Here is a 19,136-nt window from a genome sequence, read left to right as displayed (position 1 = left end):
CTCGGCTACAATGGCGGGCCGTCCACACCAATTGCCGGACATGATCGTCCTCGAGGGCGCCCCCGCCCTGTCGCCGTTCCGCCGCGACCGCCTGCAAGACCGCCTCCAAGCGCTCGTCCCCGGCCTGCGCATCACCGGGGCCTGGCACGGCTACTGGGTCGATCCCGAACCGGGCGCGACCCCGGACATGGACACGCTGCGCCGCATCCTGCAGGCCGGTGAGGGCTTCGCCGCGCCTGCGCCGGGCGCCACCAGCCGCTACGTGGTGCCGCGCCTGGGCACGCTCTCGCCGTGGGCCAGCAAGGCCACCGAACTGCTGCGCGGCGCTGGCCTGCCGGTGCGCCGGGTCGAACGCGGGATGCGCCTCGACCTCACCGGCTGGCCTGCCGCGGCCGCCACCGCTGCGGCCCTGGGCAGGCTGCTGCACGATCCGATGACACAGTCGCTGCTGGAGACGCGCGAGGCCGGCGCGGCGCTGTTCGCGGCGCCGCCCGCGGGGGCACTGGACGTGGTGCCGCTGGCGCGGCTGGAAGAGGCCAATACGCGCCTGGGCCTGGCCCTGGCCGCGGACGAGATCGACTACCTGCGCGCGCGCTACGCCGAGCTCGGGCGCGACCCGCACGACGTCGAGCTGATGATGTTCGCGCAGGCCAATTCCGAGCACTGCCGGCACAAGATCTTCAACGCCAGCTGGACCATCGACGGCCAGGAGCAGCCCACCTCGCTGTTCAAGATGATCAAGCACACCCAGGCGCGCACCCCGCAGCACGTGTTGTCGGCCTACAGCGACAACGCCGCGGTGGTGGCGGGCTACCCGGCCGCGCGCTGGCGCCCGGACCCGGCGAGCCAGCGCTACCGCAGCGAGCCGGTGGCGGATTCGGCGTTCTGCATCAAGGTGGAGACCCACAACCACCCGACCGCGATCGCGCCGTTCCCGGGCGCATCCACCGGCGCCGGCGGCGAGATCCGCGACGAGGGCGCCACCGGCCGCGGCGGCCGCCCGAAGGCGGGCCTGACCGGGTTCTCGGTCTCGCACCTGCGCATCCCCACCCTGCCGCAGCCGTGGGAAGCGCCGCGCCCGCTCAATCCGCGCATGGCCTCCGCATTCGAGATCATGCGTGACGGACCGCTGGGCGCGGCGGCGTTCAACAACGAATTCGGGCGGCCCAACCTAGCGGGCTATTTCCGCAGCTTCGAGCTGCACGAGGCCGACGGGCTCACCCGCGGCTACGACAAGCCGATCATGCTGGCCGGCGGCCTCGGCGCGATCGACCGCGGCCAGGTGGAGAAGCGGCGGATCTCGCCGGGCGACGCGGTGATCGTGCTCGGCGGGCCGGCGATGCTGATCGGCCTCGGCGGCGGCGCCGCCAGTTCGGTCGCCTCCGGCGACTCCGCCGAGGAGCTCGACTTCGCCTCGGTGCAGCGCGACAACCCGGAGATGGAGCGGCGCGCGCAGGAGGTCATCGACCGCTGCGTGGCGCTGGGCGCGGACAACCCGATCCTGTCGATCCACGACGTCGGCGCCGGCGGCCTGTCGAACGCCATCCCCGAGCTGCTGCACGATTCCGGCGTGGGCGGCGTGATCGACCTCGGCCAGGTGCCGAAGGACGATCCCTCGCTCTCCCCGATGCAGCTGTGGTGCAACGAGTCGCAAGAGCGCTACGTGCTGGGCATCCCGCAGGCGCGGGTGGCCGAGTTCGCCGCGCTGTGCGCGCGCGCGAGCGCTGTCCGTTCGCGGTGGTCGGCACCGCCACCGCCGAGCAGCACCTGCGGGTGGGCTACGCCGGGCAGCCGCCGGCGATCGATCTGCCGATGGACGTGCTGTTCGGCAAGCCGCCGAAGATGCACCGCGACACCGCGCACCCGGCGCCGCCGCGCTGGCCGCCGGCCGACACCGACGCGCTCGGCCTGCGCGAGGCCGGCCTGCGCGTGCTGGCGCATCCCACCGTCGCCGCCAAGTCGTTCCTGATCACCATCGGCGACCGCAGCGTGGGTGGCCTGACCGCGCGCGACCAGATGGTCGGGCCGTGGCAGCTGCCGGTGGCCGACTGCGCGATCACCCTGTCCGGTTTCGACGGCTTTGCGGGCGAGGCGATGAGCATGGGCGAGCGCACCCCGCTGGCGCTGCTGGACGCCGCGGCGGCGGCGCGGATGGCGGTGGGCGAGGCCCTCACCAACCTGATGGCGGCGCCGCTGGAGGCGCTGGACCGGATCAAGCTGTCGGCCAACTGGATGGCGGCGGCCGGGCATCCCGGCGAGGACGCACGCCTGTACGACGCGGTCAAGGCGGTCGGGCTGGAGCTTTGCCCGGAACTCGAGCTCGGCATCCCGGTCGGCAAGGATTCGCTGTCGATGCAGGCGCAGTGGCAGGACGCCGAGGGCGCGCACAAGGTCGTATCGCCGGTGTCGCCGGTGGTCTCGGCGTTTGCGCCGGTGGCGGACGTGCGCGGCCAGCTGACCCCGCTGCTGCGCCGCGACGTGGACTCCGAGCTGTGGCTGATCGGGCTCGGCGGCGGGCGCCAGCGCATGGGCGGCTCGGTGCTGGCGCAGTGCCATCCGCAGGCCAATCGCGGCGGCCTGCTGCCGGCGTTTGGCGGCGAAGTGCCCGACCTCGACGACCCGCAGCGCCTGCGCGCGCTGTTCGAACTGGTGCGCGAGGCGCGCGCCGAAGGCCTGCTGCTGGCCTATCACGACCGTTCCGACGGCGGCGTGTTCGCCACCCTGTGCGAGATGGCGTTCGCCTCGCGGGTCGGGCTGGACATCCGCCTCGACGGTTGGGGCGATGGCCGCAGCGACGACCCGCTGCGCGCGCTGTTCAACGAGGAGCTGGGCGCGGTGGTGCAGGTGCCGGTGGCGGAGCGCGCCGCGTTCGCCGACCTGGTCGCGCGCCACGGCCTGATCGAATGCGCGCAGCGGATCGCGGTGCCGACCACCGCGCCGGTGGTGCGGATCGCGGACGGCGAGGCGGAGCTGGCGCAGTGGCGCTGGGACGAGCTGTTCGATGCCTGGTGGTCGGTCACCCACGCCATCCAGCGCCTGCGCGACAACCCCGCCTGCGCCGATGCCGAGCGCGAGGCCGCGCGCCGGTTCGACGCGCCGGGCCTGCAGCCGGTGCTCACCTTCGATGCCGCGGAGGACGTGGCGGCACCGTTCATTGCCACCGGCGCGCGTCCGAAGGTGGCGATCCTGCGCGAGCAGGGCGTCAACAGCCAGATGGAAACCGCCTACGCCTTCGATCGCGCCGGCTTCGACGCGTTCGACGTGCACATGAGCGACCTCATCGCCGGCCGCTTCGACCTCAAGGACTTCCACGCTCTGGCCGCTTGCGGCGGCTTCAGCTACGGCGACGTGCTCGGCGCCGGTCGCGGCTGGGCCACCTCGATCCTCGAGCCGCCCGGCCCTGCGCGCGATGTTCGCCGCGTTCTTCGCGCGCAGCGACAGCCTCGCGCTGGGCATCTGCAACGGCTGCCAGATGCTGGCGCAGCTGCGCGACATCATCCCCGGCGCGGAGCACTGGCCGACCTTCCAGCGCAATGCCAGCGAGCAGTACGAGGCGCGGCTGGCGCTGCTGGAGGTGGGCGAGTCGCCGTCGGTGTTCCTGCGCGGCATGGCGGGGTCGCGGATCCCGGTGGCGGTGGCGCATGGCGAGGGCCGCGCGGTGTTCGCGGATGCGATCGATCGCGGCGTGGTGGACGTGGCCGTGCGCTACATGGACGGCGCTCGCGTCGCGGAGCACTACCCGGCCAACCCGAACGGCTCGCCCGACGGCATCGCCGGCGTCACCAGCCGCGACGGCCGCGCCACGATCCTGATGCCGCATCCCGAGCGCACCCTGCGCAGCGCCAACTTCAGCTGGGCCCCGGCCGACTGGCCGGAGGAGTCGCCGTGGCTGCGCATGTTCCGCAACGCCCGGGTGTGAGCTGGGGTGAGCGGGGCTTTCGAGCGGCGCTAGCCGCGAGCCCGCGAACGCCCGGCGGCCTGCCTGCCGACGGGCCGGGGGTGCCGCCGAGCGGCGCTAGCCGCGAGCCCGCGAACGCCCGGCGGCCTGCCCGCCGACGGGCCGGGGGTGCCGCCGAGCGGTGCTGGCCGCGCACGCGCGCGCGGCCGTCCCGGCGCCGGCTCGGCCTGCTAAAGTCCGCTGCGGATCGCAGGAGTCGCAGGCGTGAATGCAGTGCCCAGCCCGGTGGAAACGATGCAGGACGATGCCGCAGGGCGTGTGGTGGCGCTGTTGCTGCAGCGCGAGAAGCTGAAAGAGGCCGACCTGGCGCGCGCGCGCCGGCTGCAGGAGCAGGACGGCGGCGATCTGCTGGTGCTGCTGGCGCGGCTGGGGCTGGTGGCCGAGCGCGACCACGCCGAGGCCTGCGCGGCCGCGCTGGGCCTGCCGCTGCGCAGCGCGCGCGACGTGCCCGAGCTGCCGCCGGACGAGGTCGCGCTGGGCCTGAAGTTCATGAAGCAGCACCACGTGGTCGCGGTCGCCGCCGACCCCGAGGGGGTGGACGTGCTGCTGGCCGACCCGCAGGACAGCTACGTGCTCGACGCGGTGCGGCTGGCCCTCGGGCGCCCGCTGCGCCCGGCGGTGGCGCTGCGCGCCGAGATCGACGAGCTGATCGAGCGCTGGCACGGCCAGGGCCGCAGCGCGATGGAGGGAATCGTGGAGGGCGCCGGCGCCGAGGCCGACCTCGACGACGTCGAGCACCTGCGCGACCTCGCCTCGGAAGCGCCGGTGATCCGGCTGGTCAACCTGATCATCCAGCGCGCGGTCGAGCTGCGCGCCTCCGATATCCACGTCGAGCCGTTCGAGACGCGGCTGAAGCTGCGCTACCGCATCGACGGCGTGCTGGAGGAAGGCGAGAGCCCGCCGGCCAACCTCGCCGCCGCCATCGTCAGCCGCATCAAGATCATGGCCAAGCTCAACATCGCCGAGCGCCGGCTGCCGCAGGACGGCCGCATCGTCATGCGGGTGCAGGGCAAGGAGCTGGACCTGCGCGTGAGCACGGTGCCGACCGCGCACGGCGAGTCGGTGGTGATGCGCCTGCTCGACCGCGAGACGGTGGTGCTGGACTTCGAGCGCCTCGGCTTCGGCCCGGCGTTCATGCCGCGCTTCCAGAAGGTGCTGGAGCAGCCGCACGGCATCCTGCTGGTGACCGGCCCCACCGGCTCGGGCAAGACCACCACGCTGTACACCGCGCTGTCGAAGCTCAACACGCCGAAGGTGAAGATCATCACCGTCGAAGACCCGGTGGAGTACCAGATCGAGGGCATCAACCAGATCCAGGCGCGGCCGGCGATCGGGCTGGATTTCGCCAACGCCCTGCGCAGCATCGTGCGCCAGGATCCGGACATCATCATGATCGGCGAGATGCGCGACCTCGAGACCGCGCGCATCGCCATCCAGTCCGCGCTCACCGGCCACCTGGTGCTGAGCACGCTGCACACCAACAACGCCGCCGGCGGCATCACCCGCCTGCTGGACATGGGCGTGGAGGACTATCTGCTGACCTCGACGGTGAACGGCATCCTTGCGCAGCGCCTGGTGCGCCGGCTGGAGCCGACCCACGCGCAGGCGTACCCGGCCTCGCCGGAGGAGATCGAGAAGTTCGGCCTGCGCCGGTTCCAGCCGCAGGGCGAGATCCTGCTGTACCGGCCGGTGCCGTCGCCGCTGTCGCCCACCGGCTACCTCGGCCGCACCACCATCATGGAACTGCTGGTGATGGACGACGAGCTGCGGCGCGCGGTGATGCGCCACGCCGGGATGGACGAGATCGAGAAGCTCGCGCGCCAGGCCGGGATGGCGACCATGTACGAGGTCGGGATCGCCAAGGCGCTGCGCGGCGAGACCACGATCGAGGAAGTCCTGCGCGTGACCGAGGACGCCTGAACCCGTGCCGACGTACCGCTACAAGGCGCTGAACGCGCGCGGCGAACTGCTGGAAGGCCGGATGGAGGCCGCCGGCGAGGCCGAGGTCGCCACCCGCCTGCAGGAGCAAGGGCACCTGCCGGTGGAGGCGCGAGTCGATACCGGCGAGGGTGGGCTGCCGGCGCTGCGCGCGCTGCTGCGGCCGCCGCCGTTCTCCGGCGACCACCTGGTGCGCTTCACCCAGCAACTGGCCACCCTGCTCGGCGCCGGGCAGCCGCTGGACCGCGCGCTCGGCATCCTGATGGACCTGCCCGACGATCCGCCCTCGCGCCGGATCGTGGCCGACGTGCGCGAGGCGGTGCGAGGCGGCGCGCCGCTGTCGGTGGCGCTGGAGCGCCAGCACGGCGCGTTCGGGCGGCTGTACGTGAACATGGTGCGCGCGGGCGAGGCCGGCGGCAGCCTGGCACCGACCCTGCAGCGGCTGGCCGAGTACCTGGAGCGCTCGCGCGCGCTGCGCACGCGGGTGGTGAACGCGCTGGTGTACCCGGCCATCCTGCTGGCGATGGTGGGGCTGTCGCTGCTGTTCCTGCTGGCCTACGTGGTGCCGCAGTTCGCGGCCATGTACGCCAGCCTGAACGCCGAGCTGCCGTGGTTCTCGCGCAGCGTGCTGGCGGTGGGGCAATTCGTGCGCGCGTGGTGGTTCGTGCTGCTGGCGCTGCCGCTGCTGGTCCTGCTCGGGTTCGAGCGCCTGCGCCGCGACCCGGCCTTCATGCGCCGGCTGGACGGCTGGCTGCTGCAGCGCCGCCTGCTGGGCCCGCTGCTGGCCAAGCTGGAGACCGCGCGGCTGGCGCGTACGCTCGGCACCCTGCTGCGCAACGGCGTGCCGCTGCTGGTGGCGCTGGGGATCGCGCGCAACGTGCTTGCCAACCGCCTGCTGGCCGAGGACGTGGAGGCCGCGGCCGAGGCGGTAAAGAACGGCGTCGGGCTGTCGGCCGCGCTGGCGCGCGGCAAGCGCTTCCCGCGCCTGGCCCTGCAGATGATCCAGGTGGGCGAGGAATCCGGCACGCTGGATGGCATGCTGCTGAAGACCGCCGATGCCTTCGACCAGGACACCCAGGCCGCGATCGACCGCCTGCTGGCGGCGCTGGTGCCGGCGGTGACGCTGGTGCTGGCGCTGGTGGTGGGCGCGGTGATCCTCTCGGTGCTCGCGCCGATCTACGATCTCACCAACGTGGTGTCCTGAGCGCGATGTCCTGAACGCCCGTCCCTTCCATTTTTCGCGGAACCCTGCCATGTCCCAGCTTCGTCCGTCCTCCCGCCTGCAACCGCGCGCGCCGCGCCTGTCCCCGAAATCGGCCCAGCGCGGCTTCTCGCTGATCGAGATCATCGTGGTGGTGGTGCTGATCGGCGGGATCGTGGCGTTCGCGGCCTCGCGCATCCTCGGTGGCGGCGACCGCGCCAAGGTCAAGCTCACCCAGGCCCAGCTGCAGACCGTGGCCGAGAAGATCCAGCAGTACCAGATGGACACCGGCCACCTGCCGCCGACCCTGGACGCGCTGGTGGCCGCGCCGGCCGGGGTGTCCGGCTGGCTTGGCCCGTACGCCAAGTCGGCCGACCTCAACGATGCCTGGATGCACCCGCTGCATTACAAGGTGCCGGGCGACGGCGGGCGTCCGTTCGACCTCAGCAGCGATGGCGCCGATGGCCGCCCGGGCGGCGACAGCGTCAACGCCGACCTCAAGTACGAATAAGCGGCGCGGCGGGCCAGCGATGCACGCACGCGCGCCGGCGCCGGGGTTCACCCTGCTGGAGATGCTGCTGGTGCTGGTGCTGATCGCCGCGGCGATGGCGCTGGCGATGGCGGCGTTCAGCGGCAGCCTGCCCGGCATGCGCCTGCGCGCGGCGGCGAAGGACGTGGCGGCGCAGCTGCGCTTCACCCGCGCCCTGGCGATCAGCAGCGGGCAGCCGCAGGACTTCGTGCTGGATGTGCGCAGCCGCCGCTGGCTGGCGCCGGACGGCCGCCACGGGCGGCTGCCGGAGGTCGGCGAGCTGCGCTTCCACGGCGCCAGCGCGGCCCAGCTCGGCGGCGGCCCGGAGGCGGCCGCGCGCGGCATCGTGCGGTTCTTCCCGGACGGCGCGGCCACCGGCGGCCAGCTGCGGCTGGCGGCGGCCGGCGGCGGCTGGGACGTGGACGTGGCCTGGCTGACCGGCGAGGTGCGCCTGCACCGCATCGGGGAGGCGCCGTGAAACGCGCCGCGGCCGGCTTCACCCTGATCGAGATCCTGGTCGCCTTCGGCATCCTCGCGCTCGGCCTGACCCTGCTGCTGGGCACCCTGTCCGGTGCCAGCCGCCAGCTGCGCGAGGGCGGCGATGCCGGCACCGCCGCGCTGCATGCGCAGTCGCTGCTGGCCGAACGCGCGCTGCTGCCGCGCCAGCCGGGGCGGGCGCAGGGCGAATTCGAAGGCGGCCGCTACCGCTGGCAGCTGCAGGTCACGCCCTGGCAGGACCCGCGCCAGCGCGCGGTGGAGGACGCCGATCCGCGCGCCGCGCGGCTGCTGCAGGTGCGGCTGGACGTGGCCTGGGGCGAGGGCGGGCCGCGCCAGCGACTGCGGATCGACAGCCTGCGCCTGGCGCTGCCGGGCGGCGACGGGGCCGCGCCATGAGGCACACCGCGCGCGGCTTCACCCTGATGGAGGTGCTGCTGGCCACCACGCTGCTGGCGGCGGCGCTGGCGCTGGCCTTCGGCGTGCTGCGCGCGGCCGGGGCCACGGTGACCCGCGGCGAGCTGGTGAGCGCGCGCAACGAGCACGTGCGCGCGGTCTCCGGTTTCCTGCGCAGCCGGATCGGCGGCGCGCTGCCGATGGTGTTCGCGCTGGATCCGCGCAGCGGGCGTTCGCTGCGCTTCGAGGGCGGGCCGCAGTCGCTGCGGTTCGTGGCCGAGCTGCCGGCCTACCTCGGCCGCGGTGGCCCGCAGGTGCACCAGCTGGCGCTGCGCGAGACCGCCGGCGGCAACGCGCTGATGGTGGAGTTCCGGCCGCTGCAGGCGGGCGAGGCGGGGCCGCCGCTGCGCGCGCCGGAGCCGCTGGCGCAGGGGCTGCGGCGGTTCGAGCTGGGCTACCGCACGCTGGATGCGCAGGGGCGCTGGACGCCCTGGCAGTCGCGCTGGGAGACCCCGGAGGCGCTGCCGCTGCAGGTGCGGGTGCGGATCGCCGATGCCGGCGGCGAGTGGCCGGAGCTGGTGGTGGCGCTGCCGCTGGCGAACGCCGTCGCCGGGGGGCGCAGCCATGAGGCGGACGCACGCCGGCGCGGCGCTGCTGCTGGTGCTGTGGATCGTGCTGCTGCTGTCCACCCTGGTGGCCGGCTACGCCCTGAGCGCGCGCATCGAATCGCTGCAGGGCAACGGGGTGGCCCGCACGCTGGCGGCGCGCGAGGCGGCACGCGCCGGCATCGAATACGCGGTGTACCGCCTGCTCGATCCGGACCCGGCCCGGCGCTGGCCGGTGGATGGCCGCCCGCAGGCGTTCGCGTTCGCCGGCGCGCAGATACAGGTGAGCGTGCGCGACGAAGCCGGCAAGATCGACCTCAACGCCGCTTCGCCCGAGCTGCTGCGCGATTTCTTCCTCGCCCTTGGCCAGGCGCCGGAAGCGGCCGCGCGACTGGCCGGTGCGGTGGTGGATTTCCGCGACCCCGACAGCCTGACCCAGCCGATGGGCGGCGCCGAGGACGCCGATTACGCCGCCGCCGGGCTGGCCTGGGGCGCCAAGGACGCGCCGTTCGAGGACGTGTCCGAACTGCAGCAGGTGCTGGGCATGACCCCGGCGCTGTATGCGCGCGCCGCGCCGCACCTGACCGTGTATTCCGGGCAGGGCACGCCGGATGCGCGTTTCGCCGATCCGCTGGTGCGGCGTGCGCTGGGGCTGCCGCCACGGCCCGAGCCGCAGGCGCCGGATGCGCCGCCGCCGGTAGGCAGCGGCACGTATAGTATCGACAGCCGTGCCCGGCTCGCGGATGGACGCAGCGCGGGGCTTGCGGTGGTCATTCGCTTGGGGGAAGTGGTTTGCCGGGTTCGACGTACACGCCGCTGCGCTGGCAGGCGGAAGGAGCAATGCCGTGAGCGCACAGGCGGCGCGGGTGTCCGCATGGACGCGCTCGGTGCACGGCTGGCGCGGCTTCTTGGGATGGTGGCGGGCGGGCCTGATGGCCTGGCTGCCGCCGCGCCTGCGCCAAGCCCTGGCCGGGGGCGATCGCCTGCTGCTGCAGGTGGACGGCGACGGGGTGCGGGTGCAGGCGGCCACTGCCGGCGGCGTGCGCGAACTGGCGCTGCTGCCGCTGCCGCTGGACGGCGAATCTGATCCCCCTGGCGCGACTGCTGCGCGAGGACGTGGCCGAATGGCCGCGCTGGCTGCTGCTGCCGGCGCGGCTGGGCCTGCGGCGTCCGCTGCTGCTGCCGGCGGCGGCGCGCGATCGCCTGCGCGAGGTGCTGGCGTTCGAGATCGAGCGCCAGACCCCGTTCGCCGCCGGCGAAGCCCTGCACGACGGCCGCCTGCTGCAGGTGCAGCCCGACGGCCGCCTGCAGGTGGAGCTGGTGGTGCTGCCGCGCCGCGATTACCAGGCGGCGCTCGCGCGGCTCGGCGGCGCGGCCGGCAGCCTGGCCGGGCTGGACCTGGTGGACGCCGCCGGCACGCCGCTGGGCGTGAACCTGCTGCCGCCCGCGCAGCGCCGGCGTGCGCGCGATCCGTGGCGTGGCTGGAACCTGGCGCTGGCCGGGCTGGCGCTGCTGGCGCTGTTGTTCGGCATGGCGCAGCTGCTCGACAACCGGCGCGCCGCCGCCGCCGCGCTGCAGGCCGACATGGCCCGGCGCGAGGCGCAGGCGCATGCGGTCGCCGCCCAGCGCCAGCACCTGCTGGACGCGGTGGAAGGCGGCGCCTGGCTGCGCGCCCAGCGCAACGGCCGTCCCTCCGCGGTGGAGGTGATGGATGCGCTGGCGCAGCGGCTGCCGGACGGTACCTATCTCGAGAAGCTCGCGATCGATGGCGACCAGCTCACCCTGATCGGCCTGTCCAACCAGGCCGCGGCGCTGGTCGGCAAGTTGGAAGGCGCGCCGCAATGGAGCGCGCCGGCGCTCAGCGGCGCGTTGCAGCAGGATCCGCGCACGCGAATGGACCGCTTCACCCTGGTCGCGCAGCTGCGGCGGCAGGTGCCGCCGGACGCCGCGCCGGCCACCCCGGCGGGAGGCGCGCCATGAGCGCCGCACCGGGCGCGCGACTGTCGCCGGCGCAGCGCGACCGCTGGCTGGCGCTGGCCTTGCTGCTGGGCCTGCTGCTGCTGGCGCTGGCGCTGCTGTGGCCGCTGCTGGGCACCCCGCTGCAGGCGGTGGATGCGCGGATCGCCGACCTGCAGGCGCGCGATGTCCGCCTGCGCGGCCTGTTGCAGCAGCGCCCACAGGTGGAGCAGCGGCTGGCGGCGCTGGACGCGCGCGGCGGCGGCCAGCCGGAGTTCCTGCTGGAGCCGACCGCCGAGCTGGCGACCGCGGCGCTGGTGCAGCAGCTGGAAACGGTGGTTGCCCAGGCCAGCCCGGGCGGGCGCGGCTGCGCGCTGGTCAACCGCACGCCGCTGGACGACGCCAGCCAGCCCGGGCGCTACCGGCGGGTGACCGTGCAGGTGCGCCTGCGCTGCGGCAACGCCGAGACCCTGGCGGTGCTGCACGCGCTGGAGTCGGCGCGGCCCTACCTGTTCGTGGATGCGCTGAACATCACCGCGCAGCGCTATTTCGCGGTACCCGGCAGCGCGCAGCCGCAGGAGGGCGGGCTGGATGTCGGCTTCAACCTGTCCGGCTACCTGCGGCCGTCCGCGGGGGTGCGCATGGCGATTGAGCAGGGCCTGCTGCAGCGCTTCCGGCGCGCCGGCCTGACGACCTGAGCTGCTGGCCGCCGCCTGCGCCTGGGCGCTGCTGCTGTGGCTGGGCGCGGCGCTGGGCATGGGCGGGCGCCTGGCCACGCCGGCCGCGGTGCCGCCGGGGCCCTTGCCGCAACCGGCCGCGCCCGCGCCGGACCGCATCGGCCCGCTGGCGCAGTACGCCGAGGCGGCCACGCGCCCGCTGTTCACCGAGGACCGCCGCCCGCGCGCGTTCGTCGCGACCACCGCCGACCCTGGCGACGGCGGCAGCGGCAATGCCTTCGACTACGTGCTGACCGGCGTGCTGATCAGCCCGCAGGTGCGGCTGGCGATCCTGCAGCCCGGCAACGGCGGCCCCGCCCAGCGCGTGCGCGAAGGCGCTGCCCCCGAGGGCGCGGCCGGCTGGCGGCTGGTCGAGGTGCAGCCGCGGCGGGCGCTGTTCGATGGCCCCGGCGGGCGGATGGCGCTCGACCTGCGGGTGTTCGGCGCGCCCGCGCCGCCGCCGGCCGCCAGCGTCGAGGCCGCGCCCGCGGCGGAGCCGGACGCCGACAAGCCCGGCGACGAGCAGCGCCGGATCGACGACCTGCGCCGGCGCATCGAGGCGCGCCGCGCGCAGCTGCAGCAGCAACAACCTTCCACCCCGGCCGATGCCAGCGCCGGTCCCGCACGGCCGCTGTCCGGCCCCGGCAAATGACGAAGAAGACCCACTGCCCATGAACCGGCTCATGAACCGCACGCCGTCGCTTCCCTCCGCACGCCCGTTCCTGCTGGCCCTGGCGGCCATGCTGCTGGCGGCCTGCGCCAGCGTCCCGCAGCCGCAGCTGCACCGCGGCGCGCAGGCCGCGCAGGGCGCCGCCGCGGCCCAGGACCTGCGCAGCGAGGTGATGCAGGAACTCGGCAGCGCCGGCCCGCAGCCGGTGATCCGGCGCGGCAGCGGCGAGGTCATCAACCGCGCGGCCGCGAGCGCGCCGCCGCCGGCCATCCTCAGCAGCGGCCAGGCCAGTTTCAATTTCGAGGGCGAATCGTTGCAGGCGGTGGTGAAGGCGATCCTGGGCGACATGCTGGGCCAGAGCTACAGCATCGCGCCGGGCGTGCAGGGCACGGTGACGGTGGCCACCCAGAAGCCGGTGGGCGCCGCCGGTGCGCTGAGCCTGCTGGAGCAGGTGCTGGCGCAGAACGGCGCGCGCATGGTGTACAGCGACGGCCGCTACAACATCGTGCCGGCCGACCAGGCGCTGCAGAGCGGCGCGGTGCCGCGCAACGTCTCGCCGGCGCTGGCGCGCGGCTTCGAGTCGCGGGTGGTGCCGCTGCGCTACATCGCCGCCGCCGAGATGGAGAAGATCCTCAAGCCGTACGCGCGCCCGGGCGCGATCGTCAGCGTGGACGGCGCGCGCAACCTGATCACGATCGCCGGCAGCCGCGCCGAGCTGGAGAACTACCTGCGCACCATCCAGGTGTTCGACGTGGACTGGATGGCGAGCATGTCGGTGGGCGTGTTCCCGCTGCAGAGCGGGCGCGCGGTGGACGTGGTGCAGGACCTGGAGCGGGTGTTCGGCGAACAGGGCAAGACCCCGGTGGCTGGGATGTTCCGCTTCATGCCGCTGGAATCCACCAACGCGGTGATGGTGATCACACCGCAGGCCAGCTACCTCGACGAGATCCGCCAGTGGATCGACCGCATCGAGGGCGGCAGCGGCGACAACCAGCTGTTCTCCTACGAGCTGAAGTACATCAAGGCGCGCGATCTGGCCGACCGCCTGGCCGAGGTGTTCGGTGGCAGCGGCGGCGGGCGCGACGAGGCCGGCGCGCTGATGCCCGGGGTACAGGCGACCGACCTGCGCAGTGGCGGCGGCGATGCGCGCGCGCAGGACGCGATGAACGCCGATGCCGGCGCCCAGGGCGCGTCGGCCGGCGGCCTCGGCCAGGGCGCGGCGCTGCCGCAGGCGCGGGCCGGCAACGGCCGGGTGACCCTGAAGGTGGGCGGCGCCGAGGTCGGGGTGTCGGCGGTGGAGGACACCAATTCGCTGCTGGTGCGCGCCAGCCCGGCGCAGTGGAAGTCGATCCGCGACGTGATCGAGCGCCTCGACGTGATGCCGATGCAGGTGCAGATCGAGGCGCAGGTGGTCAGCGTGGCGCTGAAGGGCGCGTTGCAATACGGCGTCAGCTGGTACTTCGACAATGCGCTGGCCGGCCAGGGCCTGCCGTACCCGACCGGCCGCAACAGCTACGGCAGCTACAGCGGCAGCCTGGGCCCGATGGCGAACGGCGGCGGCAACCTGCTCAGCTGGACCTTCCTCGGCAGCAGCGCGGCGGCCATCATCCAGGCGCTGGACAACGTCACCGACGTGCGCACGCTGTCCTCGCCCAGCGTGTTCACCCAGAACAACAAGGAAGCGGTGCTCAACGTCGGCCAGCGCATCCCGGTGGCCTCGGTCAGCTTCAACCCGGCCGGCGGCACCACCGGCACCTACAGCCAGGTGCAGTACCTCGACACCGGCATCATCCTCAAGGTGCGCCCGCGCATCACCCGCGACGGCATGGTGTTCCTCGACATCGTGCAGGAAGTGAGCAAGCCCACCGGCACCGCCGACGCCAACGGCAACGTGCGGATCGACACCAGCAAGGTCACCACCAGTGCGGTGGCGCCCAGCGGCGAGACCATCGTGCTGGCCGGCCTGATCAGCGACGGCAGCAACCGCAGCTCCACCGGGGTGCCGGGGCTGAGCCGGATCCCGATCGTGGGCAGCCTGTTCGGCCAGCAGGGCAGCGAGAAGACCCGCGACGAACTGGTGGTGCTGATCACCCCGACGGTGGTGCGCAACCCGCTGGAGGCGCGCAACCTGACCGACGAATACGGTCGCCGCTTCCGCGCGCTGGATCCGATTTACGCGCCGAAGAAGAAATGAGCCGCGCAGGCGCCGCCCTGCCGATCGTGCTGGTGCCGGTAGGCACCGACGAAGAAGGCGCTGGATGGCTGCCTGGCGGCGCTCGAGACCGCCACCCCGCCAGGCACCCGGGTGTGGCTGGCCGACGATGCCCAGGCCGGCCCGCGCGGACTGGCGATCCTCCAGCGCTGGCTGGCGCAGACCCGGCTACAGGCCGCGCATACCCGCCGCAGCGCGCCGCTGGGCGAAGCGGCCCACGTGGCGCAGGCGCTCGCGGCCTGCGGCGAGGAAGACGTCGTCGTGCTGGCCAGCGATGCCCGCCCCACGCCCGGCTGGCTGGAACGGCTGGCGCAGTGCCTGGCGGACGATCCGGGGATCGCCACCGCCACGCCCTGGTGCAATGCCGGCGAAGTGGCGGCGTGGCCGCGGATCGGCGAGATCGTGCCGCTCGCGCTGGCCCCGGCGCGGCTGGCGCAGGCCTGCGCGCAGCTGGCCGGCGGCGCGTGCCCGACGCTGCCCTCCGCGGTCTCGCATGCGGTGCTGCTGCGCGGGCGTGCGCGGGTCGCGGCCGGCGGCGTGGATGGCGAGAGCTATCGCGCGTGGCCGGCGGCGCTGGCCGACCTGTCGCTGCGCCTGGCCGGCCTCGGTGGCCGCAGCGTGCTGTGCCCGGGTGCGTTCGTGCTGCGCGAGCGCGAGGGCGAGCCGCATCCCGGCGATGGCGACCTGCTCGCGGCGCGCTGGCCGGCCTGGCATGCCGAGATCGCGCGCTGCCTGATGCAGGACCCGCTGCCCGCCCTGCGCGCGCAGCTGCATACGGCGCTGGAGGAGCTGGAACACGCCTCGCCGCAGCCGGATCTGTTCGCGGATCGCGTATGAGTGATGGCGTGGCGGTGGTGGTGGTCAGCCACGACAGCGAGGAAACCCTCGACGAATGCCTGCTGCGCGTGCGCGCCGCGGAGGGCGTGGTGCAGGTGCGGGTGGTGGACAACGGCTCCACCGACAGCAGCCTGTCGATCGTGCAGCGGCACGCGCTGGCGGATGCGCGGGTGCGCTTCATCGCCAATCCCGACAACCCCGGTTTCGCGGCCGCCTGCAACCAGGGCGCGGCGGACTGCGATGCGCCGTGGCTGGCCTTCCTCAATCCCGACTGTTTCCTGCCGCCCGATGCGCTGGCCCGCCTGCGCGCGCATGCGCAGGCCGCGGGCGGTGCGCTGGTCGGCGCGGATCTGGTGGATGCCGACGGTCGCCGCGACCCGGCTGCGCGTCGGCACGACCCCGATTTTGCGGCGATGCTGCGCGATTTGCGGCGTGCGCGCCTGGCGATCGCGCCCGACCCGACGCAATCGCTGCAGCCGGTGGAAGCGGTCTCCGGCGCGCTGCTGCTGCTGCCGCGCGCGGCGTTCGCGCGGCTGGGCGGGTTCGATCCCGGCTATCGCCTGCACGTGGAGGATCTGGACCTGTGCCGGCGCGCGCGCCGCGCGGGGATCGCGGTGGCCTGTGCCAACGATGTGCAGGCCGTGCACCTGCGCGGGGTGTCCTCGCGCGGACGCCGGCTGTTCGTGGAATGGCACAAGCACCGCGGGCTCTGGCGCTATTTCCACCGCTTCGAGGCCCCGCGCCGCACGGCCTGGCAGCGCGGCCTGGTATTCGCCGCGATCTGGCTGCATTTCCCGCTGGCCCTGCTGCGCCGCGGCGGAGCCGGCAGCGCCGCGATCGTGCGCGGCGAAGCAGGATGACGGCCTCCCCTCTGCAGCGCCGCGCCCATGCATACCGGTTCCTGTCTCTGCGGTTCCGTTCGCTACACCGTGGACGGCGCGCTCGGCCCGCTGGTGTTCTGCCACTGCGCGCGCTGCCGCAAGGCGAACGGCACCGCCTTCCTGGCCGCGGTGACGGTGGAGCCGGCCACCTTCACCGTCAGCGATCCGCACGCGCGGCTGGCCAGCCATGAGTCCTCGTCGGGCGTGTTCCGCAAGTTCTGCGGCCACTGCGGCTCGCCGCTGTTCAGCCACCGCCCCGGCCCGCCGGAGGTGATCCGCCTGCGCCCGGGCATGCTGGACAGCGCATTCGCCGGCCCGGTCACCGCCCACATCTTCCACCGCGACCGCGCCGCCTGGCTGGACGGCGCCGACCACGCCCCGACGTACGACGAGCGGCCTTAGGATTGGCGTGCCCGCACGGCGCGATGGGCATCAGGCCAGCGGTCAAATGGGATTACCCGCGCTCAACTTTAATCGGGAGGACACCATGGACATGCGCAAGACGATGGCGGCCCACGCGGCCGCGCTGGTGGTAGCGGGGCTGGTCGCGGGCTGCGCCGCGACGCCGGTGGCGGTGGACAGGCCGGTGACCAACGACGGCTCGCCACAGGACCGCGAGGTGGCGTTCACCTGCAGCAACGGGCTGGACCTGTCGGTGCGGTTCTTCCCGGCGCAGGGCGTAGCGGTGCTGGTGCGCGGCGGGCAGACCACCGAGCTGCAGCAGGAGCCCAGCGGCTCAGGCTTCGTCTATGCCAGCCGCACCACCACCATCCGCGGCAAGGGCGATGATCTCACCGTGGAGATCGGGCGGATGGCGCCGCTGCAGTGCAAGGCCAAGCCCTGACGGCCTCGTTCTGACGGCTGTGCGCCGCCACGGTCACAGGCCGAGGTTGTTGCCCTCGAGCACGCGTTCGGCGCGGTAGCTGGAGCGCACCAGCGCACCGGCCACGGCCTCGCGGAAGCCCTTGGCCAGCGCCAGCTCGCGGTAGCCGCGGAACTCCTCGGGGGTGACGAAGCGCTGCACCGGCAGGTGGTGCTTGCTGGGGCGCATGTACTGGCCCAGGGTGACGATGTCCACGTTCGCCGCGCGCATGTCGTCCAGCGCCTGCGCGATCTCCGCGTCGGTCTCGCCCAGGCCCAGCATCAGGCTGGTCTTGGTGAGGGTGGCGGGCGCGTGGCGCTTGGCGAAGGCCAGCACGTCGAGGGTCTGCCGGTAGCCCGCGCGCGGGTCGCGCACTGTGTGGGTGAGCCGCTCGACCGTCTCCAGGTTCTGCGCGAATACCGCCAGCCCCGCGTCCAGCACGGTGGCCACGTGCGCCTCGTCGCCGGAGAAATCCGGCGTCAGCGCCTCCACCGCGGTGTCCGGGCAGCGCGCGTGGATGGCGCGGATGCAGGCGGCGTAGTGGCCGGCGCCGCCATCGGGCAGATCGTCGCGGTCCACCGAAGTCAGCACCACGTACTTCAGGCCCATCAGGGCGACCGCCTCGGACACGTGCGCGGGCTCCTGCGGATCCAGCCAGCCGCGGGGATTCCCGGTGGCCACCGCGCAGAACTTGCAGGCGCGGGTGCATACCGCGCCCATCAGCATCAGGGTGGCGGTGCCGTTGCTCCAGCATTCGGCGATGTTCGGGCAGCGCGACTCGGCGCACACGGTGTTGAGCTTGTGGGTGCGCACGATGTCGTGCACCGACTCGTAGGCGGCGCCGCTGGGCAGCTTGATCCGCAGCCACGGCGGCTTGCGGTCCACGTCGGGGATGCTGCTGTTGGCATTGGGCTTGATCCCGCTCTTGATCGCGCGGGTGCCTTGCGGGCTGAGATACTTGCTGCCGTCGGGGACGTGCGGTTGGCTGGACATGGGGGTTCCAGTGGCGGCGCCGGTCAGCGCCAGCGGTTGATTGTATCGCGCAGCTCGCGCGCGGCCTGCGCGGCGGCCTCGGCATAGCCCTCGCCGGAGCCGGCGTACAGGATCCCGCGCGAGGAATTGATCATCAGCCCGCTGCCGTCGGCGGACCTGCCGTTGCGCACCACGGCCTCGACGTCGCCGCCCTGCGCGCCCACGCCGGGAATCAGCAGCGGCATGTCGCCGACGATCGCGCGGATCTCCGCCAGCTCGCGCGGGAAGGTGGCGCCCACCACCAGCGCGCAGTTGCCGTCGGCGTTCCAGTCGCCGGCAATGGTGCGCGCGATGCGCCGGTACAGCGGCTCGCCGTCCACCGGCAGTTCCTGGAAGTCGCGCGCGCCGGGGTTGGAGGTGTGGCAGAGGAAGATGCAGCCGCGGTCGTTGTACTGCAGGAACGGCTGCGCGGAGTCGCGCCCCATGTACGGGTTCAACGTCACCGCGTCGGCGCCATAGCGCTCGAACGCCTCGCAGGCGTACTGCTGCGCGGTGCTGCCGATGTCGCCGCGCTTGGCGTCGAGGATCACCGGCACCTGCGGATGGGCGGCGTTGATGTGCGCGATCAGCCGTTGCAGCGCGGCTTCGCCGCCGTTGTGGGCGGCGAAGTAGGCGATCTGCGGCTTGAACGCGCAGGCGAACTCGGCGGTGGCATCGGCGATGTCGCGGCAGAACCCGAACAACGCCTCGGCCTCGTCCAGCGCATCGCCGGCGAGGAAGCGCTCGGGCAGCCGCGCCAGGTCGGGGTCGAGGCCGACGCAGAGCAGGGTGTCGGCGTCACGCCAGCGGGCGCGCAGTTTGTCGATGAAGCCCATGTCTCCCTCCTGCGGCGGGGCGCCCGCATGGCC

14 protein-coding genes and 3 pseudogenes are annotated in these 19,136 nt (G+C 73.6%); 15 read left to right on the top strand and 2 right to left on the bottom strand.

Annotated features, from left to right (window positions below):
- Nucleotides 1-40: 40 nt before the first annotated feature.
- The 15 genes and pseudogenes from purL (at nucleotide 41) to LJB71_RS00440 (ending at nucleotide 17,238) form a co-directional block, all read left to right on the top strand.
- Nucleotides 41-3,919 (top strand): annotated as a pseudogene (gene purL, locus LJB71_RS00510) (phosphoribosylformylglycinamidine synthase).
- A gap of 243 nt (nucleotides 3,920-4,162) precedes the next feature.
- Nucleotides 4,163-5,878, top strand: coding sequence for a type II secretion system ATPase GspE (gene gspE, locus LJB71_RS00505; protein WP_205388084.1), 1,716 nt, complete (start codon nucleotides 4,163-4,165; stop codon nucleotides 5,876-5,878).
- A gap of 4 nt (nucleotides 5,879-5,882) precedes the next feature.
- Nucleotides 5,883-7,100, top strand: a complete 1,218-nt coding sequence (locus LJB71_RS00500; RefSeq protein ID WP_114961000.1) for a type II secretion system F family protein — start codon at nucleotides 5,883-5,885, stop codon at nucleotides 7,098-7,100.
- A gap of 49 nt (nucleotides 7,101-7,149) precedes the next feature.
- Nucleotides 7,150-7,608 (top strand): type II secretion system protein GspG, encoded by a 459-nt coding sequence (locus LJB71_RS00495; protein WP_114960999.1) that lies wholly within the window; start codon nucleotides 7,150-7,152, stop codon nucleotides 7,606-7,608.
- A gap of 19 nt (nucleotides 7,609-7,627) precedes the next feature.
- On the top strand, nucleotides 7,628-8,104 hold the full coding sequence (locus LJB71_RS00490) for a GspH/FimT family protein (protein WP_114960998.1): 477 nt from the start codon (nucleotides 7,628-7,630) through the stop codon (nucleotides 8,102-8,104).
- Nucleotides 8,101-8,520 carry a prepilin-type N-terminal cleavage/methylation domain-containing protein gene (locus LJB71_RS00485; RefSeq protein WP_114960997.1) on the top strand — a complete coding sequence of 140 codons (420 nt, stop codon included), beginning with the start codon at nucleotides 8,101-8,103 and terminating at the stop codon, nucleotides 8,518-8,520. Before LJB71_RS00490 ends, LJB71_RS00485 begins: the two co-directional genes overlap by 4 nt.
- 621 nt (nucleotides 8,521-9,141) lie before the next feature.
- A pseudogene (locus LJB71_RS00480) lies at nucleotides 9,142-9,971 on the top strand (type II secretion system minor pseudopilin GspK).
- A gap of 267 nt (nucleotides 9,972-10,238) precedes the next feature.
- Nucleotides 10,239-11,102, top strand: coding sequence for a PilN domain-containing protein (locus tag LJB71_RS00475; protein ID WP_259302685.1), 864 nt, complete (start codon nucleotides 10,239-10,241; stop codon nucleotides 11,100-11,102).
- Nucleotides 11,099-11,776, top strand: coding sequence for a type II secretion system protein GspM (gene gspM / locus LJB71_RS00470; protein WP_259302684.1), 678 nt, complete (start codon nucleotides 11,099-11,101; stop codon nucleotides 11,774-11,776). Before LJB71_RS00475 ends, gspM begins: the two co-directional genes overlap by 4 nt.
- Before the next feature lie 58 nt (nucleotides 11,777-11,834).
- Nucleotides 11,835-12,446, top strand: coding sequence for a hypothetical protein (locus LJB71_RS00465; RefSeq protein WP_259302682.1), 612 nt, complete (start codon nucleotides 11,835-11,837; stop codon nucleotides 12,444-12,446).
- A gap of 19 nt (nucleotides 12,447-12,465) precedes the next feature.
- Nucleotides 12,466-14,658 (top strand): type II secretion system secretin GspD, encoded by a 2,193-nt coding sequence (gspD, locus tag LJB71_RS00460; RefSeq protein ID WP_240311133.1) that lies wholly within the window; start codon nucleotides 12,466-12,468, stop codon nucleotides 14,656-14,658.
- Nucleotides 14,655-15,513: pseudogene (locus LJB71_RS00455) on the top strand (glycosyltransferase). The gene gspD and the pseudogene LJB71_RS00455 overlap by 4 nt, the downstream one beginning before the upstream one ends.
- Nucleotides 15,510-16,373, top strand: a complete 864-nt coding sequence (locus LJB71_RS00450) for a glycosyltransferase family 2 protein (protein ID WP_259302680.1) — start codon at nucleotides 15,510-15,512, stop codon at nucleotides 16,371-16,373. The pseudogene LJB71_RS00455 and the gene LJB71_RS00450 overlap by 4 nt, the downstream one beginning before the upstream one ends.
- 27 nt (nucleotides 16,374-16,400) lie before the next feature.
- Nucleotides 16,401-16,796 carry a GFA family protein gene (locus LJB71_RS00445; RefSeq protein WP_259302679.1) on the top strand — a complete coding sequence of 132 codons (396 nt, stop codon included), beginning with the start codon at nucleotides 16,401-16,403 and terminating at the stop codon, nucleotides 16,794-16,796.
- Between the two features lie 91 nt (nucleotides 16,797-16,887).
- Nucleotides 16,888-17,238, top strand: a complete 351-nt coding sequence (locus tag LJB71_RS00440; RefSeq protein ID WP_259302678.1) for an MliC family protein — start codon at nucleotides 16,888-16,890, stop codon at nucleotides 17,236-17,238.
- Between the two features lie 33 nt (nucleotides 17,239-17,271).
- Here LJB71_RS00440 and lipA read toward each other — a convergent pair whose 3' ends face one another.
- Nucleotides 17,272-18,249 carry a lipoyl synthase gene (lipA, locus tag LJB71_RS00435; RefSeq protein WP_259302677.1) on the bottom strand — a complete coding sequence of 326 codons (978 nt, stop codon included), beginning with the start codon at nucleotides 18,247-18,249 and terminating at the stop codon, nucleotides 17,272-17,274.
- A 23-nt stretch (nucleotides 18,250-18,272) separates the two neighbouring features.
- Nucleotides 18,273-19,103, bottom strand: coding sequence for an orotidine-5'-phosphate decarboxylase (gene pyrF, locus LJB71_RS00430; RefSeq protein ID WP_259302676.1), 831 nt, complete (start codon nucleotides 19,101-19,103; stop codon nucleotides 18,273-18,275).
- Nucleotides 19,104-19,136: the final 33 nt, after the last annotated feature.

It is taken from the genome of Thermomonas sp. S9, from assembly GCF_024704365.1.
Classification (GTDB): domain Bacteria; phylum Pseudomonadota; class Gammaproteobacteria; order Xanthomonadales; family Xanthomonadaceae; genus Thermomonas.
This window is presented reverse-complemented; position numbering and strand designations above follow the sequence as displayed.

Bases quoted from the DNA above. Each gene is read 5' to 3' on its own strand.
- LJB71_RS00490 (WP_114960998.1), top strand. From the start codon at position 7,628: ATGCACGCACGCGCGCCGGCGCCGGGGTTCACCCTGCTGGAGATGCTG.
- LJB71_RS00445 (WP_259302679.1), top strand. From the start codon at position 16,401: ATGCATACCGGTTCCTGTCTCTGCGGTTCCGTTCGCTACACCGTGGAC.
- LJB71_RS00450 (WP_259302680.1), top strand. From the start codon at position 15,510: ATGAGTGATGGCGTGGCGGTGGTGGTGGTCAGCCACGACAGCGAGGAA.
- pyrF (WP_259302676.1), bottom strand. From the start codon at position 19,103: ATGGGCTTCATCGACAAACTGCGCGCCCGCTGGCGTGACGCCGACACC.
- LJB71_RS00495 (WP_114960999.1), top strand. From the start codon at position 7,150: ATGTCCCAGCTTCGTCCGTCCTCCCGCCTGCAACCGCGCGCGCCGCGC.
- gspD (WP_240311133.1), top strand. From the start codon at position 12,466: ATGAACCGGCTCATGAACCGCACGCCGTCGCTTCCCTCCGCACGCCCG.
- gspM (WP_259302684.1), top strand. From the start codon at position 11,099: ATGAGCGCCGCACCGGGCGCGCGACTGTCGCCGGCGCAGCGCGACCGC.
- LJB71_RS00465 (WP_259302682.1), top strand. From the start codon at position 11,835: ATGGGCGGGCGCCTGGCCACGCCGGCCGCGGTGCCGCCGGGGCCCTTG.
- LJB71_RS00440 (WP_259302678.1), top strand. From the start codon at position 16,888: ATGCGCAAGACGATGGCGGCCCACGCGGCCGCGCTGGTGGTAGCGGGG.
- lipA (WP_259302677.1), bottom strand. From the start codon at position 18,249: ATGTCCAGCCAACCGCACGTCCCCGACGGCAGCAAGTATCTCAGCCCG.